The following is a 22,457-nucleotide window of genomic DNA, read 5'->3' on the forward strand; positions in this document are numbered from 1 at the left end:
CGGCAGCGGCTACAGGAATTCGTACGCCTTGCAGGCGTTGGTGTAGCCGCTGGCGAAGCCTGCGATCGAGCGCGAAGCGGTCGCGCTCGTGAGGACCTTGAGGCTTCAGCGGCTACGGGAGGATTGTCGGGTGAGTCAGGCGTTGCTCTTGCGCTCGGCGGCCAGGCGTTCGGCCAGGGCGTCGATGTCGGTGACCGGTGGCAACGGCGGTTCCGGCATCTTGCGCAAGGTGGCTTGCATCAGCCGCATCTGCCGCAGGAAACGCCGGCAATTGGGACAGAACAACAGGTGATGGCGCTGGATCAGGCGCTGGCGAAAGCTCAGCTGACCATCGAGATAGTCGCTGGAGCGTGCCACTTGTTCCTTGCAGGTCAGCATTGGCCGGTCTCCTCGAAGTGCTCCACCGTGGCAAAAATCTTCAGTCGCGCCCGGTGCAGCAGCACCCGGACATTGGAGAGGGAAATGTCCAGAAGATTACAGATCTCCTCCAATTCCAGGCCCTGGCGCTCACGCAGGGTCAACACGCTGCCTTGCAGTTGCGACAGGCTGAGCAAGGTATGTTCCAGGCACTCGCGCAATTCGGCCTCGGTCAGCAGGGCTTCCGGGGTATCGGCATGCCAGGCGAACGGGGCCACCAGCCAGTGACCGTCAGTGGAGGAGAAACGCTCATCGCCGATACTGCCGTGGGGTGAAGGCAAGTCGTCCAGGAGGACTTCCCGGCGGTTCTGTTTATAGCGGTTTTTCGCCGAGTTGGCGGTGATGGTCAGCAACCAGGTCTTGAGGCTGGAACGCCCCTGAAAACCGGCCAGGTTGCGCACCACCGACAGCCAGGCATCCTGCACCACTTCGTCGGCATGGCGCTGCCCGACAATGGCGTAGGCTACCGCGCGCATGGCGCTCTGGTAGGTGCTCACCAGTTCCTTGTAGGCCTTTTGTTCGCCGGCCAGCAGGCGTTCTAGCAGTTGCGTGTCGTCAGCTGCGGACATTCATGCCTCGTAATCGGAATCCGGAATCGCAACCGCCGAATTCAGCGGCCGCGATCCATAAGACTGTCAACGCTTGCGCAGAAGCACACTGCCAATCGAATAACCGGCGCCGAACGAGCTGAGTACCGCCAGCGCGCCGCTGGTCAGGTCGTCCTGATGCTTGTGGAATGCAATCACCGAACCGGCCGAACTGGTGTTGGCGTAGGTGTCGAGAATCACCGGCGCTTCTTCCTCGGTGGCCTCGCGGCCCAGCAGCTTCTTGACGATCAGGTGGTTCATGCTGAGGTTGGCCTGGTGCAGCCAGAAACGCTTCACGTCGCTGACGTTCAGCTGGTTTTCCTGCAGGTGCTCGGCGATCAGTTCCGCCACCATCGGGCAGACGTCGCGGAACACCTTGCGGCCTTCCTGCACGAAGAGTTTGTCTGGCGCGCCGATGCCCTCTTCCGCGGCGCGGTTGAGGAAGCCGAAGTTGTTGCGGATGTTGTTGGAGAACTTGGTCAGCAGCTTGGTGCTGATGATGTCGAACTGGTACGGCGAGGTGGCCAGGTCGGCCCGCTCGATGATCACCGCGGTAGCCGCGTCGCCGAAGATGAAGTGGCTGTCGCGGTCACGGAAGTTCAGGTGGCCGGTGCAGACTTCCGGGTTGACCATCAGGATCGCCCGAGCCTGGCCCAGTTGCACGCTGTTGCAGGCGGCCTGGATGCCGAAGGTGGCCGAGGAGCAGGCGACGTTCATGTCGAAGCCGAAACCTTCGATGCCCAGGGCTTCCTGGACTTCGATGGCGATGGCCGGGTAGGCGCGTTGCAGGTTGGAACAGGCGACGATCACCCCGTCGATGTCGGCGGCGGTCTTGCCGGCGCGTTGCAGGGCCTGTTCGGCAGCGCCGATGGCCATCTGGCAGAGTACCGACCATTCGTCGTTGGAACGCTCGGGCAAGCGCGGGGCCATGCGTTGCGGGTCGAGGATGCCGTCCTTGTCCATGACAAAGCGGCTTTTGATGCCAGAGGCTTTTTCGATGAAGGCCGCGCTGGATTCGGTCAGGGCCTGAACGTCGCCACGCTCGATCGCTTGCGCGTTGTCGGCGTTGAACTGATGCACGTAAGTATTGAAAGACTGCACCAGCTCTTCGTTGGAAATGCTGTTGGCCGGGGTGTACAGGCCAGTGCCGCTGATGACGACGTTATGCACGGTCGTTCCTCTATTCTGTTCAGGCAGAAGGTATTGGTACCGTCGTACCAAACCGTAAATGGTCTATCCCGACGGGCGGAATCGGACCTGATATCGCTTGATTCCGCTTTGCCCGGGCGGCGAAGGCTCAAAACCGCGGGGCCGGCATTTATAACGGCGAAGTTTGCCATAAACGCTGGCGTTTGGCCCCATCGGCAAGCGTAGCCGACGCAACATCGCCGCTCCCTTGTCGCCGCTGCCGCAGGCTGCGATCGACCTCGAAGGGGGCGTGCTCCCAGAGATCGCGGGAAGGTCCTTCGGACCTTATCGCAGCCTGCGGCAGCGGCTACAGCGCGTCAGGCTTCCACCTGGCTCCACTGCTTGTTCAGGCGCTTGTCGGAAATCGGCACCTTGGTGCCCAATTGCTGGGCGAACAGCGACACCCGGTATTCCTCCAGCCACCAGCGGTACAGCTCCAGCTGCGGGTCGCGCTTGCCTTCCTGGGCATGTTTGCTGGCACGCGCCTGGTACTGGCTCCACAGGCCGGCCAGTTCGGTACTCCAGACCCGATCCTTCTGCACCTGGCTGCCGAGTTTCTCGAAGCGCAGCTCGACGGCCTTGAGGTAACGCGGCAGTTCCTTGAGCCACTGCGCCGGGGTTTCGCGGACAAAACCCGGGTACACCAGGTGGCCGAGCTGCGACTTGATATCGTTCAGCGCCACCGCCTGCGCCAGGTCGATCTTGCCTTTGAAGCGCTTTTGCAGGCCGTGCCAGAGCTTGAGGATTTCCAGGGTCAGGCGCGCCAGGCGCTCGGCGTGCTCGGTCCAGCTGCCGCGCTTGCGCTCGGCCAGCGAGGCCAGGCCGGCGCCATCGCGCGGCAGGCTGTCCTCGCCGTCCAGCACGCAACTGTCGAGGCTGGCCAGCAGAATGTCTTCCACCAGCGCATCGACGCGCCCCAGCTCGCGATACAGCAGGCCCAGCTCGGTCAGCCCCGGCAGCTTGTTGCGCAGGAACTTGGCCGGCTCGGCCAGCTGTTGCAGCAACAGGCGCTGCAAGGCGCGGCGATGCTGGAACTCGGCCTCGGCCGGGGTGGAGAAACGCCCCTCCTTGACGGTTCCACCTTCTTCTACCAGCGCCGGATACACCGTCATCGACAGCCCGGCGATCTTCTGCTGGGTTTTTTCCGCCACCGCGGCGAATACCTTGGCCTCCACCGGCTGCTGGCTTTTCGCGGTTTGCGGCACGGCCAGGGCGGCCTGGCTGGCTTCGGCGAAACGCGCGGTCAGCTCGGCCAGGTCACGGCCTTCGCCGAGGAACTTGCCCTGGGCGTCGACAATTTCCAGGTTCATCCGCAGGTGGCTTTCCACCTGTTGTGCCGACTCGGCCCAGGCCTCGTCGCTGACCCGCGCGCCGGTCATGCGCAGCAGTTCGCGGCCCAGGGCCTGGGGCAGCGAGCCCTGGGCGAAATCGATACGTGCCAGGGCCGCCTTGACGAAGTCCGGCACCGGCACGAAGTTCTTGCGCAGCGCCTTGGGCAGGTTGCGCACCAGGGCGATGCACTTGGCTTCCACCAGCCCCGGCACCAGCCATTCCAGGCGCTCGGTGGGCAAGGCCGGCAGCAGCGGCGCCGGCACACGCAGGGTCACGCCGTCCCGGGGGTGGTTGGGCTCGAAGTGGTAACTCAGGGCCAGTTCCAGGTCGCCGATCTGCAGGGTGTCCGGGTACTGCATGGCGGTGACTTCGCTGGCCTCGCGGGCCAGCACATCTTCCTCGCGCATGATCAGCAGTTGCGGGTCTTTCTGGCTGTTGACCCGGTACCAGCTGTCGAAGGTCGCGGTCTGGTGGATCTCCGCCGGCAGGCGCGCGTCGTAGAAGGCGAACAGGGTCTCTTCGTCGGCCAGGATGTCGCGGCGCCGGGCCTTGGCTTCCAGCTCGTCGAGCTGCTCGAGCAGCCGCGTATTGGCGCTCAGGCATTTGGCTTTGGACTGGATTTCGCCACGCACCAGGCCTTCGCGGATAAACAGCTCGCGCGATACCACCGGGTCCACCGGGCCGTAATGCACCGGACGACGGCCGACCACGATCAGGCCGAACAGGGTGATCTGCTCGTAGGCCACCACCTGCCCGCGCTTCTTCTCCCAGTGCGGTTCGAAGTGGTTTTTCTTGATCAGGTGCCCGGCCAGCGGCTCGATCCAGTCGGCGTCGATCTTGGCCACCATGCGCGCGTAGAGCTTGGTGGTTTCCACCAGTTCGGCGGTCATCAGCCATTGCGGGCGCTTCTTGCCGATCCCCGACGAAGGGTGAATCCAGAAGCGTCGCTGGCGGGCACCGAGGTAGTCGCCCTCCTCGGTCTTCTGGCCGATCTGGCTCAGCAGGCCAACCAGCACCGCCTTGTGCAGTTTCGGGTAATCGGCCGGTTCTTTGTTCAGGCTCAATTGCATGTCGCGGCAGATCAGGCTCAGCTGGCGATGGGAATCCCGCCATTCGCGCAGGCGCAGGTAATTGAGGAAATTCTTGCGGCACCAGTTGCGCAATGGGTTCGAGCCCAGCGCCTGGCGCTGCTCTTCGAAACCGCGCCACAGATTGACCAGCCCGGCGAAATCCGAGTCGGCGTCCTTCCATTGCGCGTGGGCCTGGTCGGCCGCCTGCTGGCGCTCCGGCGGCCGCTCGCGCGGGTCCTGGATCGACATGGCGCTGGCGACGATCAGCACTTCCTGCAGGCTGCCGAGTTTCGCCGCCTCCAGCAGCATGCGGCCCATGCGCGGGTCCACCGGCAAGCGTGCGAGTTGGCGCCCCAGCGGCGTCAGCTGGCTGTTGCGGTCCACCGCCGAGAGCTCTTGCAGCAGGTTGAAACCGTCGCTGATGGCCTTGCCATCCGGCGGTTCGATAAAAGGGAACGCAGTGATTTCGCCGAGACGCAGATGAAGCATCTGCAAGATCACGGCGGCGAGGTTGGTGCGCAGGATCTCCGGGTCGGTAAATTCCGGACGCGCTAGGAAATCCTCCTCGCTGTACAAGCGCACGCAAATCCCCGGTTCGACCCGGCCGCAGCGACCTTTACGCTGGTTGGCGCTGGCCTGGGAAATCGCCTCGATGGGCAGGCGCTGGACCTTGGCCCGGTAGCTGTAGCGGCTGATGCGCGCGGTGCCGCTGTCGATCACGTAGCGGATGCCCGGCACGGTCAGCGAGGTCTCGGCGACGTTGGTCGCCAGCACTACCCGGCGGCCCGGATGCGACTGGAAAATCCGCTGCTGCTCGGCCGGCGACAGGCGCGCGTACAGCGGCAGGATCTCGGTGTGCTTGAGCTGGGCCTTGCGCAGCATTTCGGCGGCATCGCGAATTTCCCGCTCGCCCGGCAGGAACACCAGCACGTCGCCGGGGCTGCGGCGTTCGCTGCGCTCATGGGCGGCGATTTCATCGAGGGTAGCGAGGATCGCCTGGTCCACCGTCAGGTCGTCCTCGACCCGGTTGCCCTCTTCGTCCTGCTCCAGGGTCAGCGGCCGGTACCAGGTTTCCACCGGGAAGGTGCGCCCGGACACCTCGACGATCGGCGCGTCGTCGAAATGCTTGGAGAAGCGCTCCAGGTCGATGGTCGCCGAGGTAATGATGACCTTGAGGTCCGGGCGCCGTGGCAGCAGGGTCTTCAGGTAGCCCAGCAGGAAGTCGATGTTGAGGCTGCGTTCGTGGGCTTCGTCGACGATGATCGTGTCGTAGCGTTCCAGGTAGCGGTCGTTCTGGGTCTCCGCCAGCAGGATGCCGTCGGTCATCAGCTTGATCAGGGTGTTCGAGTCGCTCTGGTCCTCGAAGCGCACCTGATAACCCACCAGGGCACCCAGGGGCGTCGCCAGTTCCTCGGCGACCCGGCTGGCGACGCTGCGCGCGGCGATCCGCCGAGGCTGGGTGTGGCCGATCAGGCCGTGCTGGCCGCGACCGATTTCCAGGCAGATCTTCGGCAGCTGGGTAGTCTTACCCGAGCCGGTTTCGCCGGCGATGATCAGCACCTGGTGCTTTTGCAGCGCGACCTTGATTTCGTCGCGCTTGGCGGCGATCGGCAGGCTGTCGTCGTAGCGAATCGACGGCACGCTGGCGCGCCGCGTCAGCACCTGGGCGCAGGACGCCTGCATGCGCTCGACCCACTGCGCAAGCTTGGCCTGGTCGGGCTTCTTGCGCAGCTCAAGCAGCTGCCGGCGCAACCGGTGGCGGTCGGCAAGCATGGCGTGGTCGAGGTTTTTCAGCAGTTGGTCGATTGCAGGCGATTCGTCAGTCATCGGGTACGCAAGGGTCGTCTTATTTATGCAGGGGGCGGATTGTCGCAGATTTAACGAGCGAACGAGATCCTTGCGGCCGCTGGCGTAGCCTGGGTTCGGCCGCAAAGCAGACATAAAACCTGCTTGCCGAGGATTGCTGATGTACCGCGAGCACCCGTTTTGCCAGGACTTAGTCCTCAGACGCAGGCTTTGCCCGCGGCTACAGGGGCGCGCGGTGCAGGGCTATTCGTTGTCGCGGTCCTTGCGCCGGTATGGGAACACGTCGATCACCTTGCCGGCGCGAATCGCCTCTTGCAGGCCCTTCCAGTAATCGGCGTTGTACAACTCGCCGTGCAACTGGTCGAACAGCTTGCGCTGCCCGGCGTCGGCGAACAGGAACGGCGGGAACTCCTCGGGGAACACGTCCAGCGGGCCGATGGAATACCAGGGTTCGGAGGCCATTTCGTCCTCGGGGGTGCGCGGTGCCGGGATATGGCGGAAGTTGGCCTCGGTGAGGAAGCAGATCTCATCGTAGTCGTAGAACACCACCCGGCCATGGCGGGTGACGCCGAAGTTTTTCAGCAGCATGTCGCCAGGGAAAATATTGGCCGCGGCCAGTTGCTTGATCGCCAGGCCGTAGTCCTCCAGCGCCTCGCGCACCTGGGCCGGGTTGGCGTTGTCCAGGTAGAGGTTGAGCGGGGTCATGCGCCGCTCGGTCCAGCAGTGGCGGATCAGCACCGTGTCGCCTTCCACCGACACCGTGGACGGCGCCACTTCCAGCAGCTCCGCCAGACACGCGGGGTCGAACTTGCCCAGGGGAAAACGGAAGTCGGCGAACTCCTGGGTATCGGCCATGCGCCCTACCCGGTCGACGCTTTTTACCAGGCGGTATTTCTCGATCACCGTGGCGCGGTCGACGTTTTTCGACGGCGAGAAACGGTCCTTGATGATCTTGAACACGGTGTTGAAGCCCGGCAGGGTGAACACGCTCATGACCATGCCGCGCACGCCCGGAGCCATGATGAACTGGTCGTCGGTATTGGCCAGGTGGTTGATCAGCGCCCGGTAGAACTCGGACTTGCCGTGCTTGTAGAAACCGATGGAGGTGTACAGCTCGGCGATGTGCTTGCCCGGCAGGATGCGCTTGAGGAAGCCGATGAACTCCGCCGGCACCGGCACGTCGACCATGAAATAGGAACGGGTGAAGGAAAAGATGATCGACACGTCGGCTTCGTCGGTGATCAGCGCATCGATCTGGATGCCCCGCCCTTCGCGGTGCAGCAGCGGGATTACCAGCGGCCATTGCTCGTCATGGGTAAAGATGCGCCCCACCAGGTAGGCGCCCTTGTTGCGGTACAGCACCGAGGAAAACAGCTCCACCGCCAGCTCCGGGTCCTTGCACACCCAGTCCGGCAGGTTTTCCCGCAGTTGCGCCTCCAGGCGCCGCAGGTCGCCAGGCAGGTCGGCATAGGGCTCGCTGAAGCTGTAGTCGATGAAGATCTGTTCGAGCATCGTCGACAGGTGCCCTTGCGGCCGGTAGGTGCGGGTCTGCGCGGCCCGGGCGCGGCGCAGGCTCGGCCGCGTGGTGTGGATGAACATGCAGCCATCGCTGATCAGGTCGTGGCTGAACAGGCCGCAAAAGGCCGAGTTGTACCAGGTCTCGGACAGCTCATCGTCGAAGCGCAGGTCGATCAGGCTGATATAGGCGCTTTTCACCAGCGGCCACTGATTGACGTCGAGCAGGGTTTCCGGATCGAAGGTGGTGCGCAGCCGCTGCACGGTCTCGCCGACCTTTTCCTCGTACAGGTTGATCCGTGCCGCCGAAGCCGCCTGTGCTTCCTGCCATTGCGCCTGCTCGAAGCGCGCCCGGGCACCGTCGGTGATCTGGCGAAAATGCTCGCGGTAATCGTCGAAGCCATCGAGGATCGTTCGAGCGATTTCGGCGGCGGGCCATTTCTGCGGCATAGTGAGACCTCTGCGGGAATTCGGAAAAGCCTGAGCTTAGCCAGTGAAGCAGGTGCAGGAGAAGTGCAATTTTTCGCGGATGGCAACGCTGGCCGCCAATTCCAGCGCAAGATAGCGATTGCCCGCGCCCCGTCTCTCGGCAACACTCTCGACCTGCTGAAAAAAGGGCTGTTGAACGGTCCATAAAAGGAGTTGCACCGTGAGACTTGTCGATACCCTGCGTTTGTTGTCCCTGGCCGCGATCTGGGGTGCAAGTTTTCTGTTCATGCGCATCATCGCGCCGGTGATCGGCAGCATTCCCACCGCATTCTTTCGCGTCTCCATCGCCGCCACCGGCCTGCTGGTGATCCTTGCGCTGATGCGCATCAGCTGGGATTTCCAGGGCAAGTTCAAGACCGTGCTGCTGCTCGGGGTAATCAACTCCGGCATCCCCGCCACCATGTATTCCGTGGCGGCCCTGGTGCTGCCGGCCGGCTATTCGGCGATCTTCAATGCCACCACGCCATTGATGGGCGTGCTGATCGGCGGGCTGTTCTTCCATGAAAGACTGACCCCGGCAAAAATCGCCGGGGTCAGCCTGGGCCTGTTCGGCGTGGGCATCCTGACCCGCGCCGGCCCCATGGCGTTCGACCTGGAACTGCTGCTGGGGGCGCTGGCCTGCCTGCTTGCCACCACTTGCTACGGTTTTGCCGGCTTTCTCGCGCGACGCTGGCTGGACCAGGCCGGCGGCCTCGACAGTCGCCTCTCGGCCCTGGGCAGCATGCTCGGCGCCAGCCTGTTCCTGCTGCCCGTGTTCGCCTACAGCGCCATCAGCCAACCGCCCGCCAGCTGGGGCGACTGGAGTGTCTGGCTGTCGTTGCTGGGCCTGGGGCTGGCCTGCACGGCGTTTGCCTACATTCTGTATTTCCGCCTGCTGAGCTCGATCGGCCCGGTCAAGTCCATGACCGTGACCTTCATGATCCCGCCGTTCGGTGTGCTGTGGGGCGCGTTGCTGCTGGACGAGCCGCTGTCCATGGCTCACCTGTATGGCGGCATGCTGATCGCCGCGGCCTTGTGGCTGGTGTTGAAACCGACGGCGTTGAGGCAAGCCTGAGGGCTTGCCCGCCCAGCGCCGCGTGGCTCAGGGCGACGTCAGGGTAATCAGATAGGTTCCCGACGTGACGGGTTTGCCGGCGCCATCGACCAGCGCGTATTGCTGGTCGTAGTAACGCCCGGCCTTGCCGCTGTCGGTGACCAGCTTGACGTTGACTGGCGACTGGCCGATAGCCGTCACCGTGCTCGACGGGCCGATACCCTGCACCCGAATGTCGTTACCGCGGGAAAACTGCGGGCATTGATTGAGGTGCAACGCCGCTGCGCCATTGCCAGTCGAGCTTGGCGTGCAAGGTTCCTCGACGATACTGCCGTGAAAATAGATCGTTCCCTGAACTCCTTGAGGGGCTGCAGAACAGACTCCGCTCAAGCCCAAGAACATGCCGACACCTGCCAAAACCAGCTGGGTTTTCATTCTGACTTTCTCCATTGGGCCTGAAGAGTATGTCGTCAGTTTAGAACCAATCTTTAAGGTTTTTCCTATTCCAAATAGGATAAAAATACGGTATTGGCGATCGCGCTTTGGTTGGATCAGCTCTCTATCCGTTTATCGACGCGCCAGCCCCAGGCTGAATCTTCCAGGCCAAAAAAAGGCGCAGCCCTCCAATCGAAAGCTGCGCCCGGCGCCGATATGAATCAGGCGCTTTTGCGGAACACAAACACCAGCCCGACGATAATCAACAGCATGCCGAGCACGCTCAGCGGTGCCAGCCGGTTACCGAAGAACAGGTAGTCCATCACGGCCGTCACCGCCGGCACCAGGTAGAACAGGCTGGTGACATTCACCAGGTTGCCGCGGGCGATCAGCCGGTACAGCAGCAAGGTCGCCAGCACCGAGACCACCAGCCCCATCCACAGCGCCGGGACGATAAAGCCGACGCTGTACTCGAAGTGAAACGGCTGGAACGGCACGAACAGCGCGCACAACAGCAGCCCGGCCAGGTACTGCACCGGCAGGGTGCCCAGCGGATTCTCGCTGATGCGTTTCTGCATGATCGAGCCCAGGGTCATGCTCAGCAGGGCTAGCAGGCCGAAGAGCATCCCGGCCAGCGACATGCCGGCCAGGCCGATGCCCTGATAGACCACCATGACCAGCCCGGCCAGGCCCAGCGCCAGGCCGGAGATCCGGCTCCAGGAACGCTGACGCTCCATGATCGCCACGGTGAGAATCGGTTGCACCCCCATGATGGTGGCCATCATTCCGGGGGTGACCTTCAGGTCCAGGGCCAGCAGGTAGAAGATCTGGTACGCCCCCAGCAACACCAGCCCGGTCGCCACGGCGTACAGCATCGGCTTGCGCCCGCGCGGCAAACGCAGCTTGAACAGCGGGACCAGCAGCGCCAGCCCGCACAGGGCGATGACGAAACGGAACAACAGGAAGGCAAAGGGCGAGGCATGGGCCAGCCCCCATTTGGAGAAGATCGCGCCACTGCTCCAGAGCAGGACGAACAGGCTCGTGGAAGCCGCCGCAAGCGCGGACTTTTTCGATATGAGCAACATGAATACCACCTGTAATCAGGCAAATAGCCAATTCAGCCGAGGCTGAAATTCAGTAGTGTTTTCCGGCGGGCACGGGAACAGCAGCGATGGCTGATCAGCCCCGTACGACAACGCCCGGCGGCGATACGACGGCGTACACCGGCGTGCTACTGACAGGTGGGGGGTAATGACCGATCTGCGCAGGCTGCTGTTTCCCGCACGGCACGACGCCAGCGTTGACCGCTGAATCGACTACCGCGTTGATGAGGGAATGAGGCATGTGCTGATCTTTCTGAAGAGGAAGGTGAATCTTCTGATGCACCGGGCGCCGACTATAACCAGCGCCCGATATTCATTGCAACGCTTTATCCGAACAGCCAGTAACCCAGGGCGGTCAGGACGATTACCGCCAGCACCGGGCGCATGACGCGGTACAGCTTGGGGTTGCGGCGCTTCCACTGCTTGACCGCGCCACTGATGCGGTCGCTGAAACGCTTGCTCCAGGCATAGGCCTGGTTGATTCCGCCGACGCGCTCGTCGTCGAGGTTCTGCGGCGCGGTGGCACGCCCCAGCCAGGTGCTGATCCAGCGGTTGACGCGGGCCATCAGCGGGTTGCTCAACGGACGCTCGACGTCGCAGAACAGAATGACCCGGGTCTTGTCGGTTTCGTTCTTCACCCAGTGCACATAGGTTTCGTCGAACATCACGTCTTCGCCATCGCGCCAGGCGTAGACCTGGCCGTCGACGAAAATCCGGCAGGCGTCGGAATTCGGCGTGGACAGGCCCAGGTGATAACGCAGCGAACCGGCGAACGGATCGCGGTGCGGGTTCAGGTGGCTGCCGCCTGGCAGCAGGGCGAACATCGCGCCCTTGACGTTGGGAATGCGGCTGACCAGCTCAACGGTCCTGGGGCACAACAGGTCGGCCGAGGGCAGCGGCTTGTCGTACCACTTGAGGTAGAAACGCTTCCAGCCCTTCTTGAAGAACGAACCGAAACCGGCGTCGTTGTTCTTCTCGGCGGCGCGGATGTAACCCTCGTCGAACAGGTGCATGGCTTCGTCGCGGATGGCTTCCCAGTTGTCCTTGAGCACGTCCAGCTCGGGGAATTTGCTGCGGTCCAGGTAAGGCTTGGAAGGCACCCCGGAAAACAGATACATCAGGGCGTTATAAGGGGCGAACAGCGCTGAATGATTGACGAACTGGCGCAACATTGGAAGCCGCGCCTTGCCGCGTAGATGTACGTAGAGAATGCTGCCGACAAATAGCAGCAGCACCGCGAACTTGGCGGCAAACGATAGGCTCATGCAAACAACTCCTTGAAAAAATCACCGGCGAGGCAGCGTCCATCCGGCATGGCAGTAAGCCATGATAAACATTCCTGATCCCTGGAAAAACCTGCACAACCTGACAAGCAGTGTTTACGGTTGTGCAACAAAGCGCCTAATTAGCACACGCCAGCTGAACGGCAGCTGACGCAAAACACACAGACCAGCAAGCAAGGTGGCGAGGGAGCGAGCTCCCCCGCCACCGCGTTTATTGCTGGTTTTCCTGTTCGGTAAACAGGTCGCTGAACAACATGCTCGACAGATAACGCTCACCCGAATCCGGCAGCACCACCACGATAGTCTTGCCTTGCATTTCGGGGGTTTCCGCCAGGCGTACCGCCACCGCCATCGCCGCGCCACAGGAGATACCGCACAGAATCCCCTCCTCCTGCATCAGGCGCAGGGCCATGGCCTTGGACTCCTCGTCGCTCACCAGCTCGACCCGGTCGACCATCGACAGGTCAAGGTTGCTCGGCACGAAGCCGGCGCCGATCCCCTGGATCTTGTGCGGGCTGGGCTTGAGCTCCTCACCGGCCAGTTTCTGGGTAATCACCGGCGAAGCGCTCGGTTCCACGGCCACCGAGAGGATCGGTTTGCCCTGGGTTTTCTTGATGTAGCGGGAAACCCCGGTAATGGTGCCGCCGGTGCCGACGCCAGCCACCAGCACGTCCACGGCGCCATCGGTGTCGTTCCAGATTTCCGGGCCGGTGGTCTTTTCGTGGATCGCCGGGTTGGCCGGGTTATCGAACTGCTGGGGCATGAAGTACTTGTCAGGGTCGCTGGCGAGAATTTGCGCGGCCTTCTCGATTGCCCCTTTCATGCCCTTGGCCGGTTCGGTCAGCACCAGCTCGGCGCCCAGGGCCTTGAGCACCTTGCGCCGCTCGATGCTCATGGACGCCGGCATGGTCAGCAGCAATTTGTAGCCCCGGGCCGCGGCGACGAATGCCAGGCCGATGCCGGTGTTACCCGAAGTCGGCTCGATGATGGTCATGCCCGGCTTGAGTTTGCCGCTGCTTTCGGCGTCCCAGATCATGTTCGCGCCGATCCGGCATTTCACCGAATAACCCGGGTTGCGCCCTTCGATCTTGGCCAGGATGGTGACGCCACGTGGCGCGATGCGGTTGATCTGCACCAGCGGCGTATTGCCGATGGAGTGGGCGTTGTCAGCGAAAATACGACTCATGGCTGGATCCCTGAACAGCGTGGAAGGAAGTCTTTAAGGGTATGCCTCGCTCCCATGAGCGTCCAGTCGGGACGAACGACTGCGATACCGCAGAGTCAATCGCTTATACGGCATACAGCGGGAGGCTCACGCTCATGAAACGTCGCTACGGTTGGCTGCTGTGGACCCTTGCCGGGGTGCTGGTGCTGCTGGTCGCCCTGCACATCGCCCTGCCCTACCTGGTGCGCGACTACCTCAACGAAAAGCTTGTCGACATGGGCGACTACAGCGGCCAGGTCACCGATGTCGATTTGGCCCTGTGGCGCGGCGCCTACCGGATCAACGGCCTGAAGATCGTCAAGGTCGATGGCAAGGTGCCGGTACCGTTCGTCAATGCACCGCTGATCGACCTCTCGGTGAACTGGCGCTCGCTGTGGTACGACCACGCGGTGGTGGCCGAAGTGCAATTTGACGAGCCGGAGATCAATTTCGTCGACGGCGGCGCCAACAAACGGGCCTCGCAGACCGGTGAAGGCACCGACTGGCGGGCGCAACTGAGCAAATTGCTGCCCATTACCCTCAACGAAGTCCGGGTCAATGACGGCAAGATCACCTTTCGCAACTTCAACTCCAAACCGCCGGTGAACATGAGCGCCACCCAGGTCAACGTCAGCGCCTACAACCTGACCAACGTCGTCGACACCGAAGGCAAGCGCGACGCTCGCCTGGACGGCAAGGCCCTGCTGCTGGGCCACGCGCCCCTGGAAACCACCGCCACCTTCGACCCGCTGAGCGACTTCCAGGACTTCGAATTCCGCCTGCGCGTGCGGGATATCGAACTCAAGCGCATGAATGACTTCGCCGCCGCCTACGGCAAGTTCGACTTCAATGCCGGCCACGGCGACGTGGTGATCGAGGCCGAAGCCAACAAGGGCCAGCTTTCCGGCTATATCAAGCCGCTGCTGCGCAATGTCGACGTGTTCAATTGGCAGCAGGATGTCGAGGACAAGGACAAGGGGATATTCCGTTCGATCTGGGAAGCCCTGGTGGGCAGCAGCGAAAACGTGCTGAAGAACCAGCGGAAAAACCAGTTCGCCACCCGCGTCGAACTCAGAGGCAGCGTACATAAGCGTAATGTCAGCGCGTTCGAGGCTTTTTTACAGATTTTGCGCAATGGCTTCATCGAAGCCTTCAGCGCCCGCTATGAAAGACCCGCGCCATCCACTGACTGACCGAGTCAGCATGTGACGCCCCATTCAGAGACTGAATGGGGCGTCTGCGTTCACAGTCGGCAGGACGGCGCGTTATAGTCGGCCATCGTTTTTTTATTCTTCCGGCCTGCTCGATGCGGGTTGGCGTTACCGTCCGAGGAATTGCAGATGAAGTTCGAAGGCACCAGCGCGTACGTCGCCACCGATGACCTGAAGCTGGCAGTCAACGCTGCCATCACCCTGGAGCGGCCGCTGCTGGTCAAGGGCGAACCGGGCACTGGCAAGACCATGCTCGCCGAGCAACTGGCCGAGTCCTTCGGTGCCAAGTTGATCACCTGGCACATCAAATCCACCACCAAGGCCCACCAGGGCCTGTACGAGTACGACGCGGTGAGCCGCCTGCGCGACTCGCAACTGGGCGTGGACAAGGTGCACGAGATCCGCAACTACCTGAAAAAGGGCAAGCTGTGGGAGGCCTTCGAATCCGAGGAGCGGGTGATCCTGCTGATCGACGAAATCGACAAGGCCGACATCGAGTTCCCCAACGACCTGTTGCAGGAACTCGACAAGATGGAGTTCTACGTCTACGAAATCGACGAGACCATCAAGGCCAAGCAGCGACCGATCATCATCATTACCTCCAACAACGAGAAAGAGCTGCCGGACGCCTTCCTGCGCCGCTGCTTCTTCCATTACATCGCCTTCCCCGACCGCACCACGCTGCAGAAAATCGTCGACGTGCATTACCCGGACATCAAGAAAGACCTGGTCAGCGAAGCGCTGGACGTGTTCTTCGACGTGCGCAAGGTGCCGGGCCTGAAGAAAAAGCCTTCCACCTCCGAACTGGTGGACTGGCTCAAGCTGCTGATGGCCGACAACATCGGCGAGGCGGTGCTGCGCGAACGCGATCCGACCAAGGCCATCCCGCCGCTGGCCGGTGCTTTGGTGAAGAACGAGCAGGACGTACAGCTGCTCGAGCGCCTGGCGTTCATGAGCCGTCGTGGCACCCGCTAGGCTCTGCCCAGAAGCTGCCTGCGCGTCGATCATGCTGCGTTAAAAACAGGCTCGGAATGCTCATTTAGGCCCCTAAACTCCGCTTCCTCGCCTGTTTTTGCCTTGCCTGATCGCCGCTCGGCGAGCTTCTGAACAGACCCAAAGATTATTGGAGGGCATTGTCATGCTGCTCAACCTGTTCAATGAAATGCGCGCGGCCAAGGTCCCGGTGTCGGTGCGCGAGTTGCTCGACCTGATCAATGCGCTCAAGCAGCGCGTGACCTTCGCCGACATGGACGAGTTCTATTACCTGTCCCGGGCGATCCTGGTGAAGGACGAACGGCACTTCGACAAGTTCGACCGCGCCTTCAGCGCCTACTTCAACGGCCTTGAAAAACTCGACGACCACTTGCAGGCGCTGATTCCCGAGGACTGGCTGCGCAAGGAGTTCGAGCGCTCGCTGAGCGACGAGGAACGGGCGCAGATCCAGTCCCTCGGCGGCCTGGACAAGCTGATCGAAGAGTTCAAGAAACGCCTGGAAGAACAGAAGGAACGCCACGCCGGCGGCAACAAGTGGATCGGCACCGGCGGCACCAGCCCCTTCGGCTCCGGCGGCTTCAACCCGGAAGGCATTCGCGTCGGCGATGCCGGCAAGCGCCAGGGCAAGGCGGTGAAAGTCTGGGACCAGCGCGAGTACAAGAACCTCGACGACCAGGTGGAACTGGGCACCCGCAACATCAAGGTGGCCCTGCGCCGCCTGCGCAAGTTCGCCCGCCAGGGCGCGGCGGACGAGCTGGATATCGATGGCACCATCGACCACACCGCCCGCGACGCCGGCCTGCTGAACATTCAGATGCGCCCGGAACGGCGCAACAGCATCAAGCTGCTGTTGCTGTTCGATATCGGCGGTTCGATGGATGCCCACGTGAAGATCTGCGAGGAGCTGTTCTCCGCCTGCAAGACCGAGTTCAAGCACCTGGAGTACTTCTACTTCCACAATTTCATCTATGAATCGGTGTGGAAGAACAACCTGCGCCGCGGCTCGGAACGCACCTCGACCCAGGACGTGCTGCACAAGTACGGCGCCGACTACAAAGTGATCTTCGTCGGCGACGCCGCCATGGCGCCCTACGAAATCACCCAGGCCGGCGGCAGCGTCGAGCACTGGAACGAAGAAGCCGGCTACGTGTGGATGCAGCGCTTCATGGAGAAGTACAAGAAGCTCATCTGGATCAACCCCTACCCGAAAGACACCTGGGGCTACACCGCCTCGACCAACATCGTGCGCGAGTTGATCGAAGACCAGATGTACCCGCTGACCTTGCGCGGCCTGGAAGAAGGGATGCGCTTTCTCTCGAAATGATTGGCGCTGGCCAATCTGGCGTTTCGCGGGCAAGCCCCGCTCCTACAGGTTCGCGCCAACCTGTAGGAGCGGGGCTTGCCCGCGATGCTTTTGACGCCTTACACGAACCGTTGCAGAAACTCGATCTGCTGCCGATACGCCGTCTCCTGCACCACCGGCGCCAGGCGCACCTCGCTGCCTGGCAGGCATTGCGCCAGCCGCGCCAGAGCCAAGGGCGTCAAGGCCCCCAGGCGTGGATAGCCGCCAATGGTCTGCCGGTCGTTGAGCAAGACAATCGGCTGGCCGTCCGGGGGCACCTGGATCGCGCCCAGGGGAATGCCTTCGGAAATCATCGGCGCGCCCTGATAGCGCAACTGCGGCCCCAGCAGGCGCATGCCCATGCGGTCGGCGCGGCTGTCCAGGGTCCAGGTGCTGTTGAAGGCATCAAACAGGCTCTGGCCGCTGAACTGGCCGATCTGCGCGCCAAGAATCACCTCCAGCGGCGCCTTCGATTGCAGGTCCGGCAATTGCTTGCCCGACAGCACCTTGAGGTTGCTCCCCGCCCCCGAATACTCCAGCCTCGCGCCCGCGGCCAGCGGCCGGCCGAAACCGTCGAGCCCGCCCAGTTCCTCGCGGGCCACGCTGGCGCAACTGCCCAGCACCTTCGGCGCGTTGAAGCCGCCGGGCGCCGCCAGGTAGGCCCGCGCCCCCGAGATGGGCTGGGTGAAACGCAGCCGCTGGCCTTTTTGCAGGATAAAACTGCGCCCCGGGCCGAGCGGACGTTCGTCGATACAGGCCCCCAGGTCGGCGCCCGCCAGCGCCAGCAGGCACAGCTCCTCGGCAACCACACTGAAACCGCCCAGGGTGATTTCGAGCACCGGCGCATCCAGGGCATTGCCCAGCAGCCAGTTGGCCCAGGACATCGACACCCAGTCCAGGGCACCGCCCTGGGTCACGCCCAGGTGCCGCACGCCAAAGCGCCCGGCGTCCTGCAGCAGGCACAGGGGCGTGCTGGCTTCGATCGTCAGGCGGCTCATGCCCGTGCCTCCAGCAGTGGCGTGTCGTCCCCGCCCAGGCGAATGAACTCGGCGCGGTCGACCGCGGCGAAACGCACGCTGTCGCCCGGCCGCATCAGGCTGTAGCCATCGCGCTCGCGATCGAACAAGCGGCTCGGCGTGCGCCCGATCAGGTTCCAGCCCCCCGGCGAGACCACCGGATAAGCCGCGGTCTGCCGCTCGGCAATGCCGACGCTGCCCGTCGCCACGCGCTTGCGCGGCGTGTCCAGGCGCGGCGCGGCCAGCACTTCGTCCACCAGCCCCATAAAGGCGAAACCGGGGGCGAAGCCCAGGGCGAACACCTGGTATTCACGCTCGCTGTGGCAACGGATCACCTCGTTCACCGACAGGCCGCTGCGCCGCGACAACAGGCTCAGCTCCGGGCCGACGCTGAGGTCGTACCACACCGGCAGCACATGGCGCTGGCCGCCAGTACGCGAATCGGGGGTCAGGCCGGTGAGGGCCACATCGATCAATTCCCGAGCCTGGGACGGGCTCAGAGCCGTCAGCTCGTAATGCACCATCAGCGTGGTGTAGGACGGCACCAGATCGATCAATCGCTCGCCAAAAGCCTCCCGCAGGCGTTCGCTGGCCGCGAGCATCCACGGCATGTTGCTCTCGGCGATGGCATCGAACAGGCGCACCATCAAGCAGTCGATGGCCACCACTTCAAGGCGTATTTTCATGCTGGCAACTGCTGAAGGGCCGCGCGGATACGCTGCACGGCGGCCACCGAACTGGCGTTGTCGCCGTGCACGCACAGGGTATTGGCTCGCAGGTGCAAGGCGCTGCCGTCGCTGGCCAGCAGCGCGTCGCCGCGGGCGATGGTCAACGCCTGGGCGATGATCTTTTCCGGGTCGTGATGCACCGCCCCCGGCAGTTGCCGCGAAACCAGGTGACCGGCGTTGTCGTAGGCGCGGTCGGCGAAGGCTTCGAACCACAGGGTCACGCCGAACTCGTCGCCCAGCGCCTGGGCCGCGCTGTTGTCGCGGGTGGCCATCAGCATCAGCGGCAGCGTCTTGTCGTAGGCCGCCACGGCCTGGATCACCGCGCGCAGCTGCGCCGGGTTGGCCATCATGTCGTTGTACATGGCGCCATGGGGTTTGACGTAGCTCACCCGAGCACCCTGGGCCCGGCAGATGCCGTCGAGGGCGCCGATCTGGTAATGCAGCAGGTCTTGCAATTCCTGGGCGCCGTAGGCCATGGAGCGGCGGCCGAAACCGGCCAGGTCCTGGTACGCCGGATGCGCGCCGATGCGCACGCCATTGGCCAGCGCCAGGCTGACGGTCTTGCGCATGATGCTCGGGTCGCCGGCGTGGAAACCGCAGGCGATGTTGGCGCAATCGATGAACGGCATCACCTCGGCATCCAGGCCCATGGTCCAGTTGCCAAAGCTTTCGCCGATGTCGCAATTCAATAACAGGCGGCTCACGGTCGGTGCTCCTGTAGCGTTTGTCATGTTGGCTGCGGGGATCGCGCGGGATGCCCACAGATTATCAGTTAGCGCGCTTCGAGTTGCTTGCCACGGGTTTCCGGCAGGCTCAGGGCCGCCAGCACCACGATGCCGTAGGACACGGCGGCGAAGGTGCCGATGGCCGCGCCCAGGGCAATGTGCTGGCTGAGCATGCCGATCAGCAGCGGGAACAGGGCCGCCAGCGCCCGGCCGCTGTTGTAGCAGAAGCCCTGGCCCGAACCGCGGATCCGCGTGGGGAACAGCTCCGTCAGGAAGGCGCCCATGCCGCTGAAGATCCCCGAAGCGAAAAAGCCGAGGGGAAAGCCCAGCCACAGCATCACCGCGTTGCTCACCGGCATTTGCGTGTACAGCAGGACGATGGTGAACGAGCCGGCGGCGAACAGGACGAAGTTCTTCTTGCGCCCGAGAATGTCGGTCAGATAGGCGCTGATCACATAACCCACATAGGAGCCGAAGATCACCATCGCCAGGTAGCCGCCGGTGCTCAGCACGCTCAAGCCGCGCTCGGTCTTGAGGAAGGTTGGCAGCCAGAACGTGATGGCGTAGTAGCCGCCCTGGGCGCCGGCCGCAAGCAGCGACGCGCGCAGGGTGGTGCTGAGAATGCCGGGGGCGAAAATCTCGTAGAAGCGCGAGGGGTTGTCGGGTACTTCCCGGGCCCGAGTTTGCCGGTAGACCTCAGGGTCCTTGACCAGGCGGCGGACGAAAATCACGAAGATCGCCGGCAGGATGCCCAGCAGGAACAAGGCGCGCCAGGCGTCTTCCGGCGGCAGCAGGGAATACATCAGCGCATAGAGCAGTGCCGTGATGCCCCAGCCCAGGGCCCAGCCGGACTGCACCATGCCCACTGCCTTGCCGCGGTTTTCCGCGCGGATCACTTCGCCGATCAACACCGCGCCGGCGGTCCACTCGCCACCGAAACCGAAGCCCATCAGGGTCCGGGCGATCAGCAGTTGCTCGTAGTTCTGCGCCAGGCCACAGAGGAAGGTGAAGAAGGCGAACCAGAGCACGGTCAGTTGCAGGGTGCGCACCCGGCCGATGCGATCGGACAGGATGCCGGCGATCCAGCCGCCCAGGGCGGAAGCCAGCAAGGTGCTGGTGTGGATCAGGCCGGCCTCGGCGGAGCTGATGCCCCACAGCGCAATCAGGGTCGGGATGACGAAGCTGAGCATCTGGGTGTCCATGCCATCCAGGCCGTAACCGGCCTTGCAGCTCCAGAACGTGCGGCGTTCCTGCTGGTTGATGTCGCGGTACCAGTCGAAGGGGCCGGCGCGGCCTTTGGCCTTGCTGGCGGCGAGCGTGTCGGGCGCACTCATGGCAAATCTCCACCTTGGTTTTATTGGTATTGTTCTGGGCCCCGACGACGCTTATCGTGAGACGCAGCGATTTTTGGCGCCCGCGCCCTGCCCCGTCCAACTAATAAAAACCGCCTCCAGACATAAGAAAAGTTGATCGCATGAACCTCAAGTTTCTCGAAACCTTTGTCTGGGTGGCGCGCCTGAAAAGCTTTCGCCTGACCGCCGACAAACTCTTCACCACCCAGGCATCGATCTCCAGCCGCATCGCCGTGCTTGAGGGCGAACTGGGGGTGAAGCTGTTCCTGCGCGACTCTCGCGGCGTGAGCCTGACCCCGGAAGGCCTCAAGGTGCTCGACTATGCCGAGCAGATGATGGACACCATGCAGGCGCTCAAGCAGTCGATCGAGACCCGTTCGAGCAAGGTCGGGCGGATTCGCATCGGTGTCATGGACACAGTGATCCACACCTGGCTCAGCCCCCTGGTGGCGCGGATGATGGACAGCTATCCCCAGGTGGAAATCGAGCTGGTGGCCGACACCTCGCTGAATCTCTGCGATCAGCTGCAAAAAGGCTTTCTCGACCTGGTCCTGCAAACCGACCTGCTGCGCCAGGAATCCATTCGCAGCCTGGAACTGGCCAGCCACCCCATGGGCTGGATAGTCGCCAGCAACTCGATCTACAACCGCGAGTACGCCAACCTGGCCGAGCTGGCCCGGGAGCGCATCATCACCTACTCGAAAAACTCCCTGCCGCACCAGGAAGTGCTGAGCCTGATGCAGGCCAACGGCGTCAGCGCGCCACGCCTCAATTGCGTGAATTCGGTGTCGGCCATCACCCGCCTGCTGCGCGATGGCTTCGGCATCGGCGCCTTGCCGCCGGTGCTGGTCAGCGAAGAATTGGCGCGCGGCGAACTGACCCTGCTGGCCATCGACCAGCGCCCGCCGAACCTGCAGGTAGTGGTGTCGTGGCGGGTGGGCGTCGACCTGGTGGACGAAGTGGTGGTGCTGTGCCAGCAGGTGCTGGAGCGTTATGCGCAGAAAGTGGGCGAAAACTACATCGTCCTGGCGGGCTGACTTGCCGTGAAGGCCTTTGTAGCCGCTGCCGAGCCTGCGAGGCTGCGAACGGCAACGCAGTTGCCGCACAACCTGCATCCGCGATCTGCCTGGAAAAACGCGTCGGCTGGTTTACGACGGCTGCGCCGTCGATCGCAGCCTGCGGCAGCGGCTACAGGGATCGCGGCGTCCGTACAGCCGCTGCCGAGCCTGCGAGGCTGCGAACGACAACGCAGTTGCCGCACAACCTGCATCCGCGATCTGCCTGGAAAAACGCGTCGGCCGGTTCACGACGGCTGCGCCGTCGATCGCAGCCTGCGGCAGCGGCTACAGGGATCGCGGTGTCCGTGTAGCCGCTGCCGAGCCTGCGAGGCTGCGGAACGGCAACGCAGTTGCCGCACAACCTGCCTCCGCAATCTGCCTGGAAAAACGCGTCGGCCGGTTTACGACGGCTGCTCTGTCGATCGCAGCCTGCGGCAGCGGCTACAGGGATCGCGGTGTCCGTGTAGCCGCTGCCGAGCCTGCGAGGCTGCGGAACGGCAACGCAGTTGCCGCACAACCTGCCTCCGCAATCTGCCTGGAAAAACGCGTCGGCCGGTTTACGACGGCTGC

Annotated in this window: 18 protein-coding genes; 5 read left to right on the forward strand and 13 right to left on the reverse strand. The window is 63.2% G+C overall.

The genetic code is table 11. The annotated features are described in order from the left end of the window. Positions 1–135: 135 nt before the first annotated feature. The 5 genes from BLV20_RS06430 to aceK all read right to left on the reverse strand — a co-directional run bounded on the left by BLV20_RS06430 (position 136) and on the right by aceK (position 8,365). The gene (locus BLV20_RS06430; protein ID WP_092298591.1) at positions 136–378 is read right to left on the reverse strand and encodes an anti-sigma factor family protein; all 243 of its coding nucleotides are present in this window, start codon (positions 376–378) and stop codon (positions 136–138) included. Continuing rightward, positions 372–986 carry an RNA polymerase sigma factor gene (locus BLV20_RS06435; protein WP_092298594.1) on the reverse strand — a complete coding sequence of 205 codons (615 nt, stop codon included), beginning with the start codon at positions 984–986 and terminating at the stop codon, positions 372–374. Before BLV20_RS06435 ends, BLV20_RS06430 begins: the two co-directional genes overlap by 7 nt. 66 nt (positions 987–1,052) lie before the next feature. Continuing rightward, the gene (locus tag BLV20_RS06440; protein ID WP_092298598.1) at positions 1,053–2,174 is read right to left on the reverse strand and encodes a beta-ketoacyl-ACP synthase III; all 1,122 of its coding nucleotides are present in this window, start codon (positions 2,172–2,174) and stop codon (positions 1,053–1,055) included. A 335-nt stretch (positions 2,175–2,509) separates the two neighbouring features. Beyond that, a complete protein-coding gene (hrpA, locus tag BLV20_RS06445; RefSeq protein WP_092298601.1) occupies positions 2,510–6,421 on the reverse strand; it encodes an ATP-dependent RNA helicase HrpA in 3,912 nt (1,303 codons plus the stop codon). Positions 6,422–6,643: 222 nt separating this feature from the next. Next, positions 6,644–8,365, reverse strand: a complete 1,722-nt coding sequence (gene aceK / locus BLV20_RS06450; RefSeq protein WP_092298604.1) for a bifunctional isocitrate dehydrogenase kinase/phosphatase — start codon at positions 8,363–8,365, stop codon at positions 6,644–6,646. A gap of 199 nt (positions 8,366–8,564) precedes the next feature. Between aceK and BLV20_RS06455 the strand changes: the two genes are divergently transcribed. After that, complete coding sequence (locus tag BLV20_RS06455; protein ID WP_092298607.1) at positions 8,565–9,458, forward strand: DMT family transporter; 894 nt, start codon at positions 8,565–8,567, stop codon at positions 9,456–9,458. A 27-nt stretch (positions 9,459–9,485) separates the two neighbouring features. Here the strand turns inward: BLV20_RS06455 and BLV20_RS06460 are convergent, their stop codons facing one another. The 4 genes from BLV20_RS06460 to cysK all read right to left on the reverse strand — a co-directional run bounded on the left by BLV20_RS06460 (position 9,486) and on the right by cysK (position 13,444). Then, positions 9,486–9,872 carry a hypothetical protein gene (locus BLV20_RS06460; RefSeq protein WP_092298610.1) on the reverse strand — a complete coding sequence of 129 codons (387 nt, stop codon included), beginning with the start codon at positions 9,870–9,872 and terminating at the stop codon, positions 9,486–9,488. Positions 9,873–10,093: 221 nt separating this feature from the next. After that, positions 10,094–10,957 carry a DMT family transporter gene (locus BLV20_RS06465; protein ID WP_092298613.1) on the reverse strand — a complete coding sequence of 288 codons (864 nt, stop codon included), beginning with the start codon at positions 10,955–10,957 and terminating at the stop codon, positions 10,094–10,096. Between the two features lie 344 nt (positions 10,958–11,301). After that, positions 11,302–12,240: an aspartyl/asparaginyl beta-hydroxylase domain-containing protein gene (locus tag BLV20_RS06470; protein ID WP_092298616.1), complete on the reverse strand. Its 939-nt coding sequence runs from the start codon at positions 12,238–12,240 to the stop codon at positions 11,302–11,304. A 229-nt stretch (positions 12,241–12,469) separates the two neighbouring features. Beyond that, positions 12,470–13,444 (reverse strand): cysteine synthase A, encoded by a 975-nt coding sequence (cysK, locus tag BLV20_RS06475; RefSeq protein ID WP_092298619.1) that lies wholly within the window; start codon positions 13,442–13,444, stop codon positions 12,470–12,472. Between the two features lie 134 nt (positions 13,445–13,578). Between cysK and BLV20_RS06480 the strand changes: the two genes are divergently transcribed. From BLV20_RS06480 to BLV20_RS06490, 3 genes are all read left to right on the forward strand, one after another. Next, positions 13,579–14,655, forward strand: coding sequence for a DUF748 domain-containing protein (locus BLV20_RS06480; protein ID WP_092298622.1), 1,077 nt, complete (start codon positions 13,579–13,581; stop codon positions 14,653–14,655). 147 nt (positions 14,656–14,802) lie between these two features. Then, on the forward strand, positions 14,803–15,648 hold the full coding sequence (locus tag BLV20_RS06485; protein WP_023968198.1) for an AAA family ATPase: 846 nt from the start codon (positions 14,803–14,805) through the stop codon (positions 15,646–15,648). A gap of 163 nt (positions 15,649–15,811) precedes the next feature. Continuing rightward, positions 15,812–16,990: a vWA domain-containing protein gene (locus BLV20_RS06490; protein ID WP_092298625.1), complete on the forward strand. Its 1,179-nt coding sequence runs from the start codon at positions 15,812–15,814 to the stop codon at positions 16,988–16,990. Between the two features lie 98 nt (positions 16,991–17,088). Here the strand turns inward: BLV20_RS06490 and BLV20_RS06495 are convergent, their stop codons facing one another. The 4 genes from BLV20_RS06495 to BLV20_RS06510 all read right to left on the reverse strand — a co-directional run bounded on the left by BLV20_RS06495 (position 17,089) and on the right by BLV20_RS06510 (position 20,811). Continuing rightward, positions 17,089–18,006, reverse strand: a complete 918-nt coding sequence (locus BLV20_RS06495; protein ID WP_092298628.1) for a 5-oxoprolinase subunit C family protein — start codon at positions 18,004–18,006, stop codon at positions 17,089–17,091. Beyond that, a complete protein-coding gene (locus tag BLV20_RS06500; RefSeq protein ID WP_092298631.1) occupies positions 18,003–18,710 on the reverse strand; it encodes a 5-oxoprolinase subunit B family protein in 708 nt (235 codons plus the stop codon). Before BLV20_RS06500 ends, BLV20_RS06495 begins: the two co-directional genes overlap by 4 nt. Next, positions 18,707–19,456, reverse strand: a complete 750-nt coding sequence (locus BLV20_RS06505) for a 5-oxoprolinase subunit PxpA (RefSeq protein ID WP_092298633.1) — start codon at positions 19,454–19,456, stop codon at positions 18,707–18,709. Before BLV20_RS06505 ends, BLV20_RS06500 begins: the two co-directional genes overlap by 4 nt. 68 nt (positions 19,457–19,524) lie before the next feature. Next, positions 19,525–20,811: an MFS transporter gene (locus BLV20_RS06510; protein ID WP_092298636.1), complete on the reverse strand. Its 1,287-nt coding sequence runs from the start codon at positions 20,809–20,811 to the stop codon at positions 19,525–19,527. Positions 20,812–20,951: 140 nt separating this feature from the next. Between BLV20_RS06510 and BLV20_RS06515 the strand changes: the two genes are divergently transcribed. Further along, complete coding sequence (locus tag BLV20_RS06515) at positions 20,952–21,866, forward strand: LysR family transcriptional regulator (protein ID WP_092298639.1); 915 nt, start codon at positions 20,952–20,954, stop codon at positions 21,864–21,866. Positions 21,867–22,457 lie beyond the last annotated feature (591 nt).

Origin of the sequence: Pseudomonas sp. NFIX28 (genome assembly GCF_900107395.1) — a bacterium.
GTDB lineage: Bacteria > Pseudomonadota > Gammaproteobacteria > Pseudomonadales > Pseudomonadaceae > Aquipseudomonas.

What these genes read in the sequence shown, in the direction of transcription:
- BLV20_RS06515 (WP_092298639.1), top strand. Translation starts at nt 20,952, where the DNA reads ATGAACCTCAAGTTTCTCGAAACCTTTGTCTGGGTGGCGCGCCTGAAA.
- BLV20_RS06460 (WP_092298610.1), bottom strand. Translation starts at nt 9,872, where the DNA reads ATGAAAACCCAGCTGGTTTTGGCAGGTGTCGGCATGTTCTTGGGCTTG.
- BLV20_RS06470 (WP_092298616.1), bottom strand. Translation starts at nt 12,240, where the DNA reads ATGAGCCTATCGTTTGCCGCCAAGTTCGCGGTGCTGCTGCTATTTGTC.
- BLV20_RS06510 (WP_092298636.1), bottom strand. Translation starts at nt 20,811, where the DNA reads ATGAGTGCGCCCGACACGCTCGCCGCCAGCAAGGCCAAAGGCCGCGCC.
- aceK (WP_092298604.1), bottom strand. Translation starts at nt 8,365, where the DNA reads ATGCCGCAGAAATGGCCCGCCGCCGAAATCGCTCGAACGATCCTCGAT.
- BLV20_RS06480 (WP_092298622.1), top strand. Translation starts at nt 13,579, where the DNA reads ATGAAACGTCGCTACGGTTGGCTGCTGTGGACCCTTGCCGGGGTGCTG.
- BLV20_RS06465 (WP_092298613.1), bottom strand. Translation starts at nt 10,957, where the DNA reads ATGTTGCTCATATCGAAAAAGTCCGCGCTTGCGGCGGCTTCCACGAGC.
- BLV20_RS06430 (WP_092298591.1), bottom strand. Translation starts at nt 378, where the DNA reads ATGCTGACCTGCAAGGAACAAGTGGCACGCTCCAGCGACTATCTCGAT.
- hrpA (WP_092298601.1), bottom strand. Translation starts at nt 6,421, where the DNA reads ATGACTGACGAATCGCCTGCAATCGACCAACTGCTGAAAAACCTCGAC.
- BLV20_RS06435 (WP_092298594.1), bottom strand. Translation starts at nt 986, where the DNA reads ATGTCCGCAGCTGACGACACGCAACTGCTAGAACGCCTGCTGGCCGGC.
- BLV20_RS06490 (WP_092298625.1), top strand. Translation starts at nt 15,812, where the DNA reads ATGCTGCTCAACCTGTTCAATGAAATGCGCGCGGCCAAGGTCCCGGTG.
- BLV20_RS06500 (WP_092298631.1), bottom strand. Translation starts at nt 18,710, where the DNA reads ATGAAAATACGCCTTGAAGTGGTGGCCATCGACTGCTTGATGGTGCGC.
- BLV20_RS06485 (WP_023968198.1), top strand. Translation starts at nt 14,803, where the DNA reads ATGAAGTTCGAAGGCACCAGCGCGTACGTCGCCACCGATGACCTGAAG.
- BLV20_RS06495 (WP_092298628.1), bottom strand. Translation starts at nt 18,006, where the DNA reads ATGAGCCGCCTGACGATCGAAGCCAGCACGCCCCTGTGCCTGCTGCAG.
- cysK (WP_092298619.1), bottom strand. Translation starts at nt 13,444, where the DNA reads ATGAGTCGTATTTTCGCTGACAACGCCCACTCCATCGGCAATACGCCG.